The 14,316-nt window shown below is 71.6% G+C and carries 15 protein-coding genes; 10 read left to right on the forward strand and 5 right to left on the reverse strand.

Features of this window, described 5'->3' with window-relative positions; genetic code table 11:
- The first annotated feature begins 831 nt into the window (after positions 1 to 831).
- Positions 832 to 2,481 carry a phospho-sugar mutase gene (locus ACZ4SA_RS24085; RefSeq protein ID WP_468277991.1) on the forward strand — a complete coding sequence of 550 codons (1,650 nt, stop codon included), beginning with the start codon at positions 832 to 834 and terminating at the stop codon, positions 2,479 to 2,481.
- Positions 2,482 to 2,539: 58 nt separating this feature from the next.
- Here the strand turns inward: ACZ4SA_RS24085 and ACZ4SA_RS24090 are convergent, their stop codons facing one another.
- A complete protein-coding gene (locus tag ACZ4SA_RS24090) occupies positions 2,540 to 3,175 on the reverse strand; it encodes a PH domain-containing protein (RefSeq protein ID WP_468277993.1) in 636 nt (211 codons plus the stop codon).
- Between the two features lie 158 nt (positions 3,176 to 3,333).
- On the opposite strand from ACZ4SA_RS24090, the gene deoC reads away from it, so the two are divergent.
- From deoC to ACZ4SA_RS24105, 3 genes are read left to right on the forward strand one after another with little or no spacing between them, the layout of a single operon-like run.
- Complete coding sequence (gene deoC / locus ACZ4SA_RS24095) at positions 3,334 to 4,281, forward strand: deoxyribose-phosphate aldolase (RefSeq protein ID WP_468278031.1); 948 nt, start codon at positions 3,334 to 3,336, stop codon at positions 4,279 to 4,281.
- 5 nt (positions 4,282 to 4,286) lie between these two features.
- Complete coding sequence (locus ACZ4SA_RS24100) at positions 4,287 to 5,723, forward strand: aldehyde dehydrogenase family protein (RefSeq protein WP_468277995.1); 1,437 nt, start codon at positions 4,287 to 4,289, stop codon at positions 5,721 to 5,723.
- Positions 5,716 to 6,606 carry an aldehyde dehydrogenase family protein gene (locus ACZ4SA_RS24105; protein ID WP_468277997.1) on the forward strand — a complete coding sequence of 297 codons (891 nt, stop codon included), beginning with the start codon at positions 5,716 to 5,718 and terminating at the stop codon, positions 6,604 to 6,606. The genes ACZ4SA_RS24100 and ACZ4SA_RS24105 overlap by 8 nt, the downstream gene beginning before the upstream one ends.
- A gap of 50 nt (positions 6,607 to 6,656) precedes the next feature.
- On the opposite strand, the gene ACZ4SA_RS24110 is transcribed toward ACZ4SA_RS24105, so the two are convergent.
- Positions 6,657 to 7,034, reverse strand: coding sequence for a hypothetical protein (locus tag ACZ4SA_RS24110; protein WP_468277999.1), 378 nt, complete (start codon positions 7,032 to 7,034; stop codon positions 6,657 to 6,659).
- A 119-nt stretch (positions 7,035 to 7,153) separates the two neighbouring features.
- Here ACZ4SA_RS24110 and ACZ4SA_RS24115 point away from each other — a divergent pair, with 119 nt between their 5' ends.
- A complete protein-coding gene (locus tag ACZ4SA_RS24115) occupies positions 7,154 to 7,783 on the forward strand; it encodes a uridine kinase family protein (protein ID WP_468278002.1) in 630 nt (209 codons plus the stop codon).
- Between the two features lie 179 nt (positions 7,784 to 7,962).
- On the opposite strand, the gene ACZ4SA_RS24120 is transcribed toward ACZ4SA_RS24115, so the two are convergent.
- Positions 7,963 to 8,697 carry a SigE family RNA polymerase sigma factor gene (locus ACZ4SA_RS24120; protein WP_468278004.1) on the reverse strand — a complete coding sequence of 245 codons (735 nt, stop codon included), beginning with the start codon at positions 8,695 to 8,697 and terminating at the stop codon, positions 7,963 to 7,965.
- 180 nt (positions 8,698 to 8,877) lie between these two features.
- On the opposite strand from ACZ4SA_RS24120, the gene afsQ1 reads away from it, so the two are divergent.
- The 5 genes from afsQ1 to ACZ4SA_RS24145 all read left to right on the forward strand — a co-directional run bounded on the left by afsQ1 (position 8,878) and on the right by ACZ4SA_RS24145 (position 12,896).
- A complete protein-coding gene (gene afsQ1 / locus ACZ4SA_RS24125) occupies positions 8,878 to 9,555 on the forward strand; it encodes a two-component system response regulator AfsQ1 (RefSeq protein WP_175257369.1) in 678 nt (225 codons plus the stop codon).
- A 31-nt stretch (positions 9,556 to 9,586) separates the two neighbouring features.
- Positions 9,587 to 11,218 carry an ATP-binding protein gene (locus ACZ4SA_RS24130; protein ID WP_468278006.1) on the forward strand — a complete coding sequence of 544 codons (1,632 nt, stop codon included), beginning with the start codon at positions 9,587 to 9,589 and terminating at the stop codon, positions 11,216 to 11,218.
- Positions 11,215 to 11,928, forward strand: a complete 714-nt coding sequence (locus ACZ4SA_RS24135; RefSeq protein ID WP_468278008.1) for a hypothetical protein — start codon at positions 11,215 to 11,217, stop codon at positions 11,926 to 11,928. The genes ACZ4SA_RS24130 and ACZ4SA_RS24135 overlap by 4 nt, the downstream gene beginning before the upstream one ends.
- A gap of 90 nt (positions 11,929 to 12,018) precedes the next feature.
- Positions 12,019 to 12,630: a VanZ family protein gene (locus ACZ4SA_RS24140; RefSeq protein WP_468278010.1), complete on the forward strand. Its 612-nt coding sequence runs from the start codon at positions 12,019 to 12,021 to the stop codon at positions 12,628 to 12,630.
- 65 nt (positions 12,631 to 12,695) lie between these two features.
- The gene (locus tag ACZ4SA_RS24145) at positions 12,696 to 12,896 is read left to right on the forward strand and encodes a PspC domain-containing protein (RefSeq protein WP_468278013.1); all 201 of its coding nucleotides are present in this window, start codon (positions 12,696 to 12,698) and stop codon (positions 12,894 to 12,896) included.
- Between the two features lie 19 nt (positions 12,897 to 12,915).
- Here ACZ4SA_RS24145 and ACZ4SA_RS24150 read toward each other — a convergent pair whose 3' ends face one another.
- Together ACZ4SA_RS24150 and ACZ4SA_RS24155 are read right to left on the reverse strand one after the other, a co-directional pair.
- Positions 12,916 to 13,680, reverse strand: coding sequence for a hypothetical protein (locus ACZ4SA_RS24150; protein ID WP_468278016.1), 765 nt, complete (start codon positions 13,678 to 13,680; stop codon positions 12,916 to 12,918).
- 92 nt (positions 13,681 to 13,772) lie between these two features.
- Positions 13,773 to 14,165 (reverse strand): ATP-binding protein, encoded by a 393-nt coding sequence (locus ACZ4SA_RS24155; protein ID WP_468278018.1) that lies wholly within the window; start codon positions 14,163 to 14,165, stop codon positions 13,773 to 13,775.
- Positions 14,166 to 14,316: the final 151 nt, after the last annotated feature.

Here is a 14,316-nt window from a genome sequence, read left to right on the forward strand (position 1 = left end):
AGTGCCCCGGGCCACGACGGGCCCGGTGCCTCCCGGGCTGGGGCTCGGGGTGGCCGACGGCCGCATCCCGGCGTTTCGGGGGCTCCGCGCCCGAGCGCTCGGGCTTCGACGACCCCGGTACCTCCCGGGCGGGGGGCCGGCGTGGCCGACGGCAGCAACGCTGCGTTTCGGGGGCTGCGGCCCGGTTACCTCCCGGGCGCAAGGCGTGCCGGCGGCCCGCCAGGCGGCGTCGACCCGGGAGCGGAGCGCCGGGCGGATGTGGCCGGCACCTGCCCTCCCTCGCGCAGTCGCCTCGCACCCCGCCCTTGGCACGGCTGCCTTGCGGCCCGTCCGTCGGACCGGCCGTGCCACAGGGCGGGGGTGCCGGCGGAGCCGGGCTGCCGCGCAGCGGCAGTCCAGGCGGACCGCCGGCAGCCCAGCCGGCCGCCACCCGGGCGCGGGTACAGTCCAGGACCCGATGCGGGGGCCTGGGCCCCTTGCCCCATGGGGAGGGGCCGGCCCGCCACCCGGCGGAGCCGCCCACCAGTACAACGGGAAGCAGGACTCCCCCATGGCCACCCGGCCGAGGCGGAGTTCAAAAACCCGCCACCGGCGCCCGGCCCCACGCCCCACCGCGAGGGGCCGGCCCGCCACCCGGCGGAGCCGCCCACCAGTACAACGGGAAGCGGGGCTCCCCCACGGCCCCCGGGCCGTAGGGGAGAGTGCGGCCCCGCGCAACGGCCACGCGGCCACACGGCCACACGGCCACACGCCCACCCCACAGCCATTGACGCCCGCCCACCCCGCGGGCGCGCACACTCGACGTAGTCGGAGACGAGAGGCGGAGCAACCGTGCAGCAGGACCTCATCGCGCGGGCCCAGACGTGGCTCGCGGAGGACCCGGACAGCGAGACCCGGGACGAACTCGGGAAGCTCATCGAAGCGCAGGACCTCGACGAGCTGGCCGACCGGTTCGCCGGGACGCTCCAGTTCGGCACCGCCGGGCTGCGCGGCGAACTCGGCGCCGGGCCCATGCGGATGAACCGGGCCGTGGTGATCCGGGCCGCCGCCGGGCTCGCCGCGTATCTGAAGGCCAAGGGCCAGGGCGACGGCCTCGTCGTCATCGGCTACGACGCCCGCTACAAGTCCGCGGACTTCGCACGCGACACCGCCGCCGTCATGGTCGCCGCCGGTCTGCGCGCCGCCGTGCTGCCGCGCCCGTTGCCGACGCCCGTACTGGCCTTCGCCATAAGGCAGTTGGGCGCGGTCGCCGGTGTCGAGGTGACCGCGAGCCACAACCCGCCGCGGGACAACGGCTACAAGGTCTACCTCGGCGACGGCTCGCAGATCGTGCCGCCCGCGGACGCGGAGATCGCCGCGGAGATCGACGCGATCCGCAGTCTCGACGACGTCCCCCGCGCCGACGAGGGGTGGGAGACGCTGGGCGAGGAGGCGCTGGAGGCGTACCTGACGCGTACGGACGCCGTACTGAGCGCCGGCTCCCCCCGCACCGCCCGCGTCGTCTACACCGCCATGCACGGCGTGGGTAAGGACGTACTGACGGCCGCCTTCGCACGAGCCGGGTTCCCCGAGCCGACCCTCGTCGTGGAGCAGGCCGAGCCGGACCCCGCCTTCCCGACGGTCGCCTTCCCCAACCCGGAGGAGCCCGGCGCGATGGACCTCGCCTTCGCGACCGCGCGCCGCACATCCCCGGACGTCGTCATCGCCAACGACCCCGACGCGGACCGCTGCGCCGTCGCCGTCCCGGACGAGGCGGCCGAGGGCGGTTGGCGGATGCTCCGCGGCGACGAGGTCGGAGCGCTGCTCGCCGAGCACCTGGTCCACAAGGGCGCCACGGGCGTCTTCGCGGAGTCGATCGTGTCGTCGTCCCTGCTGGGCCGCATCGCGGGGGCGGCGGGACTGCGTCACGAGGAGACCCTGACGGGCTTCAAGTGGATCGCCCGGGTCGACGGGCTGCGTTACGGCTACGAGGAGGCCCTCGGCTACTGCGTCGACCCCGAGGGCGTACGCGACAAGGACGGCATCACGGCGGCGCTGCTCGTCGCCGAGCTGGTCTCGGAGCTGAAGGAGCACGACCGTACGCTCACCGACCTGCTCGACGACCTCGCCGTCGAGCACGGCCTGCATGCGACCGATCAGCTGTCCGTGCGGGTCGAGGACCTGAGCGTCATCGCGAACGCGATGCGCGCGCTGCGCGAGCAGCCCCCGGCCTCGCTGGCGGGGCTCCGGATCACCACCGCGGAGGACCTGACCCGCGGCACGGACACCCTTCCGCCGACAGACGGTCTGCGCTACTACCTGGAGGGCGAGTTCAAGGCCCGCGTCATCGTCCGCCCGAGCGGCACGGAGCCCAAGCTCAAGTGCTACCTGGAGGTCGTCGTGCCGGTGGCGGACGCGGGCGCACTGACGAACGCCAGGTCGCGGGCCACGGAGGTTCTCGACGCCATCAAGCGCGACCTGTCAGCTGCGGCGGGCATCTGACACCACCGACGGTGGGCCCGGCACGAACCGGGCCCGCCCAAGGGCTACCGCGCCCGCCCTACCCCACCGCCAGCAGCACCGCCAGCAGCACCGCCCCCGCGACCGCCGGGGCCAGGAGCTCGAACGCCCAGCGGATCTCCGGCTCTCCCTGTGCCTCCGGTGCCGTGGCGCGGCGCCGGGCCAGTGCGCGCAGGTCGGCGATCGTCTGGTCGGTGGGTGCCACGCGTGCCTTCGCGTCTTTGACGTCGGCGTGCACGGACGTTCGGCCGTGCGGGTCGTCGTATGCGGCCTGCGCCTGCCTGCGCGCGGCGCTCTTGCGCTTGCGCAGGGAGACGGGAATGGCCCAGAGCTGGTACTTCGTGCCGGCCTGCGTGAAGATCTCGCTCGAGTAGGAGGCCCGCACGTCCGCCACGGCGCCCCACGGCAGCGTGACCGTCCGGAACGGGTTGCGGATGCGGATCCGCTCGTTGCTCGCGAAGACCGCGGGCCGGAAGGTGAAGGCCACGACCACCGGCGCCGCCAGCAGCGCTCCGGCCAGCGCGAACCAGGGCGTACGGCCCTCGCCGCGGACGACCGCGTCGACGGCGATCCAGGCGACGAGCGCGAGCAGCACCGTGCCGCCCGCCATTCCGGCGGGCGAGCGGAAGACCCGTTCGCTGTCGGTGGAGGGCTCGGGCTGCTGGGGGCTCGTCATGGTTCCGATTCTGCCGCACGCCGGACGGCGCGCCCCGGCGCGGGCGGGCGCGCACAGCCGACACAAGGGGCGACGCCGCTTGTGTCCCGTTTCGCGCGAGGATTCGGTGGACCCCCTGTACAGGTCGCTACGCGCGTAGATATGCTCGTCTGGTGACCATGCCCACCACCGCACCTGCATTCGCCGACGTGACCGCGTCCGACAGCACTCTGCGCGGCTTCCTGCACGGGCTGCCCGGCGTCGACGCCGTCGGCCTCGAAGGCCGCGCAGCGTCCCTCGGCACGCGTTCCATCAAGACCACGGCCAAGGCGTTCGCCATCGATCTGGCCATCTCCATGATCGATCTGACGACGCTCGAAGGCGCGGACACCCCGGGCAAGGTCCGGGCGCTCGCCGCCAAGGCCGTCAACCCCGACCCGACCGACCGCAGCGCCCCGACGACCGCCGCGGTCTGCGTCTACCCCGACATGGTGGCGACCGCCAAGGAGGCCCTGAAGGGCTCCGACGTCAAGGTCGCCTCCGTGGCCACCGCCTTCCCGGCCGGCCGCGCGGCTCTCGAAGTGAAGCTCGCGGACGTCCGTGACGCGGTCGCCGCAGGGGCGGACGAGATCGACATGGTGATCGACCGCGGCGCCTTCCTGGCCGGCAAGTACATGAAGGTGTACGAGGAGATCCGCGCCGTGAAGGAGGCCTCCGGCAGTGCACGGCTCAAGGTCATCTTCGAGACCGGCGAGCTCTCCACGTACGACAACATCCGCCGCGCCTCCTGGCTCGGCATGATCGCCGGCGCGGACTTCATCAAGACGTCCACCGGCAAGGTGGCGGTGAACGCCACGCCGGCGAACACCCTGCTGATGCTGGAGGCTGTCCGCGACTTCCGGGAGCAGACTGGGGTACAGGTGGGCGTGAAGCCCGCCGGCGGTATCCGCACAACCAAGGACGCGATCAAGTTCCTGGTCCTGGTCAACGAGACCGCGGGCGATGACTGGCTGGACAACCACTGGTTCCGCTTCGGCGCGTCCAGCCTGCTCAACGATCTGCTGATGCAGCGCCAGAAGCTGGCGACCGGCCGCTACTCCGGCCCCGACTACGTGACGGTGGACTGATCATCATGGCTTCCGTATTCGAATACGCACCCGCACCCGAATCGCGGTCGGTCGTCGACATCGCACCGTCGTACGGCCTGTTCATCGACGGCGAGTTCACCGACGCGGCCGGCGGCAAGGTCTTCAAGACCGTCTCGCCGTCCAGCGAGGAAGTGCTCGCCGAGGTCGCCCAGGCCGGGGCCGAGGACGTGGACCGTGCCGTGAAGGCGGCCCGCAAGGCGTTCGAGAAGTGGTCGGCCCTGCCCGGCTCCGAGCGTGCCAAGTACCTGTTCCGCATCGCCCGGATCATTCAGGAGCGCAGCCGCGAGCTGGCCGTCCTGGAGACCCTGGACAACGGCAAGCCGATCAGGGAGACCCGTGACGCGGACCTCCCCCTGGTCGCCGCGCACTTCTTCTACTACGCGGGCTGGGCCGACAAGCTCGACCACGCCGGCTACGGCGCGAACCCGCGCCCGCTCGGCGTCGCGGGCCAGGTCGTCCCGTGGAACTTCCCGCTACTGATGCTGGCGTGGAAGATCGCCCCGGCGCTGGCCACCGGTAACACCGTCGTACTGAAGCCGGCCGAGACGACCCCGCTCTCCGCCCTCTTCTTCGCGGACATCTGCCGGCAGGCCGGTCTGCCCAAGGGCGTCGTCAACATCCTTCCCGGCTACGGAGACGCGGGCGCCGCGCTCGTCGCGCACCCGGACGTCAACAAGGTCGCCTTCACCGGTTCGACCGCGGTCGGCAAGGCCATCGCCCGCCAGGTCGCCGGTACGCACAAGAAGGTCACCCTCGAGCTGGGCGGCAAGGGCGCCAACATCGTCTTCGACGACGCTCCCATCGACCAGGCCGTCGAGGGCATCGTCAACGGCATCTTCTTCAACCAGGGCCAGGTGTGCTGCGCGGGCTCGCGCCTCCTCGTCCAGGAGTCGATCCAGGACGAGCTGCTCGACTCCCTGAAGCGCCGGCTGTCCACGCTGCGCCTCGGCGACCCGCTGGACAAGAACACCGACATCGGCGCGATCAACTCAGAGGAGCAGCTCTCCCGGATCACGTCGCTCGTCGAGGCGGGCGAGGCGGAGGGCGCGGAGCGCTGGTCCCCTGCGTGCGAGCTGCCCACCTCCGGCTACTGGTTCGCCCCGACGCTCTTCACGAACGTCACCCAGGCGCACACCATCGCGCGCGACGAGATCTTCGGTCCGGTCCTGTCGGTGCTGACGTTCCGCACGCCGGACGAGGCCGTCGCCAAGGCCAACAACAGCCAGTACGGCCTCTCCGCCGGCATCTGGACGGAGAAGGGCTCCCGCATCCTCGCGGTGGCGAACAAGCTCCGTGCCGGTGTGGTGTGGGCCAACACGTTCAACAAGTTCGACCCGACGTCGCCTTTCGGCGGGTACAAGGAGTCGGGCTTCGGCCGCGAGGGCGGCCGTCACGGTCTGGAGGCCTACCTCGATGTCTGATGCGATGCGTCTGAGCGTCTTCAAGACCTACAAGCTGTACGTCGGGGGCAAGTTCCCCCGCTCCGAGAGCGGCCGGGTGTACGAGGTGACGGACTCAAAGGGCAAGTGGCTGGCCAACGCGCCCCTCTCGTCCCGCAAGGACGCGCGGGACGCGGTCGTCGCGGCCCGCAAGGCGTTCGGCGGCTGGTCCGGCGCGACCGCGTACAACCGCGGGCAGATCCTCTACCGCATCGCCGAGATGCTGGAGGGCCGCAAGAGCCAGTTCGTGCACGAGGTCGCGGACGCCGAGGGCCTGTCCAAGTCCAAGGCCGCGGCCCAGGTCGAGGCGGCCGTCGACCGCTGGGTCTGGTACGCGGGATGGACTGACAAGATCGCTCAGATCGTGGGCGGGGCGAACCCGGTCGCGGGCCCGTACTTCAACCTGTCCACGCCGGAGCCGACGGGTGTCGTGACGATCGTCGCGCCGCAGGAGTCGTCGTTCCTCGGCCTGGTCTCGGTCGTCGCCCCGGTGATCGCCGCCGGCAACACGGTCGTCGTCGTCGCCTCCGAGCGGGCTCCGCTGCCGGCGCTTGCGCTGGGTGAGGTGCTCGCCACCTCCGACCTGCCCGGCGGCGTGGTGAACATGCTCTCCGGCCGCACGGCCGAGATCGCGACGCCGCTCGCGGCGCACCAGGACGTCAACGGCATCGACCTGACGGGCGCCGACGAAGTCCTCGCGAAGGAGCTCGAGATTCATGCGGCGGACAACCTGAAGCGGGTTCTCCGTCCACAGGCTGTGGATTTCTCGGCCGACCCCGGCACACACCGCCTGACGGCGTTCCTCGAGACCAAGACGGTCTGGCACCCGACAGGTTCACTCGGCGCCTCGGGTTCGGCGTACTGAGCCGAAGCCCCCACCTCACCGTCCGGAGGTGGGGGCTTCTTCACGTCCGGCTACGCCAGCAGCCTGCCCGCGACCGGCCCGGCCACCGGCAGGTCCTCGAGCGCCTGCCCCTTGGTGATGTGGTCCGTCACCAGCGCGGTGCTGACCGGCTTGAAGTCGGCGACCTGCGTGCCCACGGCATTGCCCAGCGGGTCCACTCCGGTGTTGGCCAACGGGTCGAGCTGCAGGCTCTTCAGCTCACCCACGCCGTTCACCGAGTTGCCCACAGGACCGGTCACCGCGCCGACCGGAAGCCCGGCGGCCGGACCGGCCGGCGCCGCGTGGGCGGCCGCCCCGCCCGCACCGAGCGCGGCACCCGCCGCCGCGACGGTCAGTCCCGCGCGCAGCAGTGCGCGCCGCTGGTTCTTGGAAGCTGCGTGACGAGCCATGGATCCCTGCCTAGTCGAGTAATCATGCGTGTGCGGAAAGTAGTTGAGGATGTGACGCTCGTACCAACCGCCGCTCCGGGGGCTCCCCCGCGCCGCTCGATGCGTCACACTTGTCTCCCGTGAGTTCCCAACCCATCCCGACCCGCGTCGTGCTGCTCGCGGGCCCCTCAGGTTCCGGAAAGTCCTCTCTCGCCGCCCGTACCGGCCTGCCGGTCCTGCGCCTGGACGACTTCTACAAAGAGGGCAACGACCCGACGCTTCCACTGGTGACGGGCAGCACGGACATCGACTGGGACTCCCCCTCGTCCTGGGACGCGGACGCCGCGGTCTCCGCGATAGCGGAACTGTGCCGCAGGGGCCGGACCGACGTGCCGGTGTACGACATCGCCACCAGCTCCCGGATCGACACCGAGACCCTCGACATCGGCCGCACACCGCTGTTCGTCGCCGAGGGGATCTTCGCGGCCGACATCGTCCGGCGCTGCCAGGAACTCGGCGTCCTGGCCGACGCACTGTGCCTGCGCGGCCGGCCGTCGACGACGTTCCGCCGCCGGCTGGCCCGCGATCTGCGCGAAGGCCGCAAGTCGGTGCCGTTCCTGCTGCGCCGAGGCTGGCGCCTGATGCGCGCGGAGCGCGGCATCGTGAGCCGCCAGACGCGGCTGGGCGCGCACCCCTGCAACAAGGCGGAGGCACTGGGCCGCCTCGCGGCGGCGGCAGCGGGCCGCTGCGCTACGCCGTCCCCGGCGTAGCGCGGGGTTACGCCCCCGGGAGCGCAGCGCCCACGGGGGCGTCACGACATAGGAGTGGGGCCGGACAGAACCCCCCGGCCTGTCCGGCCCCACTCCGTTCCCCCGTGGATCCCCGTGTCCCCCGTGGATCCCTCCGCCGTCTCCCCCGAAACGGCAGCCCCCGTGTTCCCCCGTTGCCTTCAGGCCACCAGCTCGCCGAAGGACTCTTCCTCGTCACGGCCGAAGCTGAGGACCTCGTCCTCGCGCAGCCGGCGGAGCGACCGCCAGATGCTCGACTTCACCGTGCCGACACTGATGTCCAGGATGTCCGCGATCTCCGGGTCGGTGCGGCCCTCGTAGTAGCGGAGGACCAGCATCGTGCGCTGGAGTTCGGGGAGCCTGGCGAGCGCCTGCCACAGGACCGCGCGCAGCTCCGTGCCCCGCATCGCGTCGGTGTCGCCGGGGGTCTCCGGCAGCTCCTCCGTGGGGTACTCGTTGAGCTTGCGCCGGCGCCAGGCGCTGATGTGCAGGTTGGTCATGGTGCGGCGCAGATAGCCCCCGACCGCCGCCTTGTCGCTGATCCTGTCCCAGGCCCGGTACGTCGAGAACAGCGCGCTCTGCAGCAGGTCCTCGGCCTCGTAACGGTCACCGGTCAGGTGGTAGGCGGTTGCGAACAGGGAGGCGCGGCGCTCCTGGACGTAGGCCGTGAACTCGGCCTCGGAACAGGACGTCCGCTCCCCCGGTGCCTCCCCGTACGCCGCCCCGCTTCCCCCCGTGGGCGCGTCAACCACCGTCATGAACGACGGCTTGTGCTGACGCCCGGCGCCGCGAACGCACCCCCGCCCGTTCACGGCGCCGGACTTCTCGGTGCTCCGCGCGACGTCGTGGAGACGCGTCACAACTGCGCTTGTGGTGGTGCTGTGCAGTGCGTTCATCTCGCGCCCCCCGTCGAGTGGAGTCTGCTTCGTTCCGGTGAGAAGAAGCCTGCCCGGCCTGTTTCATGGCGTTGTCCGCCGACTGTCACAGGCGCGTCACAAGGGGAGGAGTCGTGCAGGGAACAGGGGTCGGGGACCCGGGGAGTCGAACTAGGGCTTCCCATGGGCCAGAATGACCCCGTGCCTTTCCTGTTGCTGATCGAGGACGACGACGCCATCCGCACGGCCCTCGAACTCTCGCTGTCACGCCAGGGCCACCGAGTGGCCACCGCGGCGACGGGAGAGGACGGCCTGAAACTGCTGCGCGAGCAGCGGCCCGACCTGATCGTGCTGGATGTGATGCTGCCCGGAATCGACGGCTTCGAGGTGTGCCGGCGGATCAGGCGCACCGACCAGCTGCCGATCATTCTGCTGACCGCTCGCAGCGACGACATCGACGTCGTCGTCGGGCTCGAGTCCGGAGCGGACGACTATGTCGTCAAGCCGGTGCAGGGCCGGGTGCTGGACGCCCGTATCCGCGCCGTACTGCGCCGCGGGGAACGGGAGTCCACGGACTCCGCGACCTTCGGCTCCCTGGTGATCGACCGCTCCGCGATGACGGTCACCAAGAACGGCGAGGATCTGCAGCTCACGCCGACCGAGTTGCGTCTCCTGCTGGAGTTGAGCCGCCGGCCCGGGCAGGCCCTGTCCCGGCAGCAGCTGCTGCGGCTGGTGTGGGAGCACGATTACCTCGGTGACTCGCGCCTGGTGGACGCGTGCGTGCAGCGGCTGCGGGCGAAGGTGGAGGACGTGCCGTCCTCACCGACCTTGATCCGCACGGTGCGCGGCGTCGGTTACCGGCTGGACGTTCCGCAGTGACCTACGCGTACGTCCCGGACGGGGCCGTCCGGTGAGCGGTGGCACCAACTCGGCGAGCAGCGCCGCGAACGGGGGCGGCGGGCCGAAGCGCGGGATCCTCACCGGGATCCGTCTGAGCAGTCTGCGGCTGCGTCTGGTGGTGGTCTTCGGGCTCGTCGCGCTCACCGCCGCCGTGTCCGCGTCCGGCATCGCGTACTGGCTCAACCGCGAGGCGGTGCTGACGCGTACGCAGGACGCGGCGCTCGAGGGCTTCCGGCAGGAAATGCAGAACCGCGCGGCGGCGCTGCCCCTGCGCCCCACGCAGGACGAGATCCAGCGTGCCGCCGAGCGGATGGGCAACGGGAACAACGGCTACAGCGTGCTGCTGATCGGGGAACGGGCGGAGGGCAAGCCGGTCGTCGGCGTGTCCGACCCCGACGAGTTCACCAAGGAGGACGTGCCGAAGTCGCTGCAGGACGCGGTGAACGACCGGCAGAAGATCAGCGCGGCCAACTCGGTGCCGTATCACCTGTTCTGGCAGCGGACCGAGCGCGGCGGGAAGCCGTACCTGGTCGGCGGGAGCCGGATCGTGGGCGGTGGGCCGACCGGCTACATGTTCAAGTCCCTCGACCAGGAACGCCAGGATCTCAACTCCCTCGCCTGGTCGCTGGGAATCGCGACGATGCTGGCCCTGATCGGTTCCGCTCTGCTCGCTCAGGCCGCCGCCACGACGGTGCTGCGGCCGGTGCACCGGCTGGGCGAGGCGGCGAGGCGGCTCGGCGAGGGCAAGCTCGACACCCGGCTGCGGGTGTCCGGTACGGACGAACTGGCCGAGCTGGCGAGGACGTTCAACAAGACGGCGGCGTCGCTGGAGAAGAAGGTCGCGGACATGAGTGCGCGGGAGGAGTCCAGCCGCCGCTTCGTCGCCGACATGTCGCACGAGCTGCGCACCCCGCTGACCGCGCTCACCGCCGTCACCGAAGTGCTGGAGGACGAGGCCGACAGCCTCGACCCCATGATCGCGCCGGCCGTCAATCTGGTGGTCAGCGAGACCCGGCGGCTGTACGACCTGGTGGAGAACCTCATGGAGGTCACCCGCTTCGACGCGGGCACCGCGCGGCTCGTGCTGGACACCGTGGACGTCGCCGACCAGGTCACCGCCTGCGTCGACGCCCGCGCCTGGCTGGACGCGGTGGAACTGGACGCGGAACGCGGCATCATGGCGCGGCTCGACCCGCGCAGGCTCGACGTGATCCTGGCCAACCTGATCGGCAACGCGCTCAAGCACGGCGGCTCGCCGGTCCGTGTGGCGGTGCGCACCGACGACTCGGAGCTGGTGATCGAGGTACGCGACCACGGGCCCGGCATTCCGGAAGAGGTGCTGCCGCACGTCTTCGACCGCTTCTACAAGGCGAGCGCCTCGCGCCCCCGGTCCGAGGGCAGCGGCCTCGGCCTGTCGATCGCCGTGGAGAACGCCCACATCCACGGCGGTGACATCACGGCCGCGAACTCGCCCGACGGGGAAGGCGCGGTGTTCACGCTGCGGCTGCCGCGCGACGCGACCTCGCTCGCGGACTGCGAGGCGGTCGGGACGGGCGACGCGGACGGCGGGGACGGCGGGGACGGCAGCACAGGCTCGGGCTCGGGCCAGGGCCGTGAACGGAGAGAGGACGACACGCTGTGACAGCGGTTGAGGGGAGGACCGCGGACGTCACGGCAGTCACGCGTACCCGCGGCGGCGCGGCGCCGGCGCAGGCCTGCGTCCACCGGTCCGGACGACGCGGTCTCAAGGCGCTCACCGCGCTCGCTGCCGCCGCCGTGCTCACCGGCTGCGGCATCAGGACCACCCAGGTGCCCGTCGACGCCGGCCCCGCACCGTCGCGGGCGGGGTGCGAGGTGTCGGGCAAGAACCTCACGCCGCAGGCACAGCCGCAGGGCGTCCCGGTCCGGGTCTACATGGTGTGCGCCGCGCAGCTGGGGTCCGTCGACCGTACGGCGAGGATCACCGAGAGCAAGGCCACCGGCAGTCCGCCCGAGTTCGCGCAGGCGCTCATCGACGAGTTGCTGAAGGAGCCGTCGTCGCCGGAGCAGGAGGCGGGCTTCGCCACGTATGTGCGGGGACCGCTGATGGTCAGCGGCGCCCGGGACGGCGACCCCGCCGGCACCCTGCGGCTGAGCCGCCAGCCGGAGGACCTGCCGGCGCCGGCCCTCGCCCAGATCGTGTGCACCCTGGCGGAGAGCAGGGTGACGGCAGCGGGCGGCGCCGTGTTGCTCGGCGGACCCGGCGACTACCCGCCGCACGCGTATGTGTGCTCCGCGCAGACCAAGCAGCGGCCCGAGGGGGCCGTGCCCACGACGGACACGCTGCCCTCACCGGGCCCGACCGTTTCCTAGGAACCGCTGGGAACTGCCCCCGGTGAGCGGCGGAGACGCCTCCTGGGAAACAGCGGAACCGATTCCCGTCGGCCGTGCGTCTAGGGGGGCGTGCAGCGTCAAGGTTCGGGCGGCAGTGCCGCCATCCGCTTCCGCGTGGCGGGGCTCGTCCTCCTCCTCGCCCATCTGCTGCTCGTCTCATGGCTGACGCTGCGCCCACTCGACGTGATGTGGGTGACGGCGGCGAACCTGGAACCCTTCGCCGGTATCGAGGCCGCCCTTGAGCTCGGGCCCGTCGAGGCCGTACGGCGTATCGGCGGCGGTCTGCTCCTGCTGGCGCCGCTCGGCGTTCTGCTGCCGATGGCGAGCGGCCGGCTCGCCGTCTCCCCCTGGGCGTCACTGACGCGCACTGTGGCGGCCGGCGCACTGCTGTCGCTCGGGATCGAACTGCTGCAGACCGGTGTGCCGGGCCAGGTCGTCGACATCGACTCGCTGATGTTGAACACGACCGGTGTGGCGCTTGCCCATCTCGCGGTCGTGCCCGCGGGCCGTGCCCGGCTGCGCCGCCGCCTGCTGGGGACGCGCGGCAGGTCCGCGCTGAACGACCGGAAGCGTGAGGTGCGGCGCGAGGCCATGCTCCGGGAGGAGGGATCTCAGGGGGCGACCCCGACGATTCCCAGGGTCGGGATCGCTCCGTGGAGCGACGCTTCATCCCCTTCGTGAAGACACCATGGATACATGAGGAGCCCGGGAGCGGCTCCCACTGATGTCTCACGAAGGAGCCCACCATGGCCGCACTTGTCCGCCCCCGTGACGGAAGAATGATCGGCGGAGTGTGCGCAGCGCTGGCCCGGCGCTTCGGCACGTCCGCCAACACGATGCGCGTGATCTTCGTGGCTTCCTGCCTGCTGCCCGGGCCGCAGTTCGTGCTCTACCTGGCGCTCTGGGCGCTGCTGCCGTCCGAGAAGACGGCCGCCGGCGCCTGGTGACCGCCTCGCCCTTCGGCTGTCAGCCTGCAAGCACGTGCGCAATCTTCGCGAGCTGCTTGTCGGCGACCTCCTGGGGCACGCGCGGCGGCTTGCGCTTCGCGAGGTCGAATGCCATGAAGCGGGCGACCGTCGCGCCCTTGCGGACCACGACCAGATGCATGGGCGCCACGGCACCCTCGTTCGTGGCAACGGTGGTCCAGGCGACGGTCTCGTCGCCGCCCCGAGCGGTGACTGGGGCCGCCTTCACCTCACCGTAGGTGGCGCTGCGGTCGTCGAGCGCCGTCTCGAAGCCGTCCCCGCATGCCGCAAGAGCCGCTTCGAGGCCGTCCATCAGCTCCTTGGCCTCGGCCTCGTCGTACGAGCTCAGCGACGCGGAGACCGCAAGGCCGAGGTCGTCGAGCGAACCGAGCCCGCGGTTGACGGTGTGCGCCGCCCGCGGGTCCGGCTTCTCCCCCATGGCGCCGGCGAGCGGCTGGCACTGCTTCCTGTCTGCGGTGGGCTGCCCCGTGGGCGCGAGCGCGCTCTTCTCCGCCGAGACCTGGAAGCCCGGCAGATCGCCCGTGGCGAAGGACGCACGCTCCAACTGCTGCGCGGTGAGCGGTACGGACGGGTCGCCGCCGGCCCCGCCGCTGCCCTTGCCGGTGTCCGGGGCCGGGCTCTTCCCCGGGCCGGTGTCCCCGTCCCTACCGGATCTTCCGCCGCCGTCGCTCGTGCAGCCGGACGCGGCCAGCAGCAGAGCGCAGACGGTGCCGAGTACGGACAGCGCGGTGGTCTTGGCTCGCATGGCGGCGATCCTGGCACAAGTGCGTGGGGCGCACACCCGCTTCGGGCGTGCGCCGCACGCTCGTGCTCACGTCGCGTGCGCGACGGTGAGGGTCAGACTCCGAGGCCGGGCAGCAGGCCGCCCCCGACCGGAAGGCCCCCGGTGAGCTGGCCGGCCGGGAGGCCGCCACCGGCGAGCGGGAGGCCCCCGAGCAGACCCGCGACCTGCTCGGTCGCGCCGGAGGGGGCCACCTCGCCGACGGCGCCCTGCACGGTACCGGGCAGCGTGGAGGCGCTGTCCGTCACCATGCTGCCGCCCAGCGCGTCGGCCGCGCCCGCCGCCGGCTTTCCGGTGACCTCCTGGAGCGACACCCTCTGGGAGACGTCACCGAGCGCTCCCGTCGGATCGGGGGCGACGGGAGCGGCGGAGGCGGTGCCGGCGGCGACAGCGGCGAAGGCAGCGCCGAGGGCAGCGACACCGAGGGTCTTTGCAGCAGACTGCTTCATAAGGAATGAGTCCTTGGGGACGGGAACATGAGCGGCTCTGCAAACTAGTGTCTCGCGATCCTGTTGATGTCACTTCGAGTTGTTTGCCACGAGTTTCTTGATGTTGGTCTGGACGAGGCGGACCTTCGCCAGAATCTCTTCGGTGGTGGCG

It is taken from the genome of Streptomyces sp. NPDC027962 (assembly GCF_055566095.1).

What these genes read in the sequence shown, in the direction of transcription:
- ACZ4SA_RS24145 (WP_468278013.1), top strand. Translation starts at nt 12,696, where the DNA reads ATGGCCGCACTTGTCCGCCCCCGTGACGGAAGAATGATCGGCGGAGTG.
- ACZ4SA_RS24155 (WP_468278018.1), bottom strand. Translation starts at nt 14,165, where the DNA reads ATGAAGCAGTCTGCTGCAAAGACCCTCGGTGTCGCTGCCCTCGGCGCT.
- ACZ4SA_RS24110 (WP_468277999.1), bottom strand. Translation starts at nt 7,034, where the DNA reads ATGGCTCGTCACGCAGCTTCCAAGAACCAGCGGCGCGCACTGCTGCGC.
- ACZ4SA_RS24105 (WP_468277997.1), top strand. Translation starts at nt 5,716, where the DNA reads ATGTCTGATGCGATGCGTCTGAGCGTCTTCAAGACCTACAAGCTGTAC.
- ACZ4SA_RS24120 (WP_468278004.1), bottom strand. Translation starts at nt 8,697, where the DNA reads ATGAACGCACTGCACAGCACCACCACAAGCGCAGTTGTGACGCGTCTC.
- ACZ4SA_RS24150 (WP_468278016.1), bottom strand. Translation starts at nt 13,680, where the DNA reads ATGCGAGCCAAGACCACCGCGCTGTCCGTACTCGGCACCGTCTGCGCT.
- deoC (WP_468278031.1), top strand. Translation starts at nt 3,334, where the DNA reads ATGCCCACCACCGCACCTGCATTCGCCGACGTGACCGCGTCCGACAGC.
- ACZ4SA_RS24100 (WP_468277995.1), top strand. Translation starts at nt 4,287, where the DNA reads ATGGCTTCCGTATTCGAATACGCACCCGCACCCGAATCGCGGTCGGTC.
- ACZ4SA_RS24090 (WP_468277993.1), bottom strand. Translation starts at nt 3,175, where the DNA reads ATGACGAGCCCCCAGCAGCCCGAGCCCTCCACCGACAGCGAACGGGTC.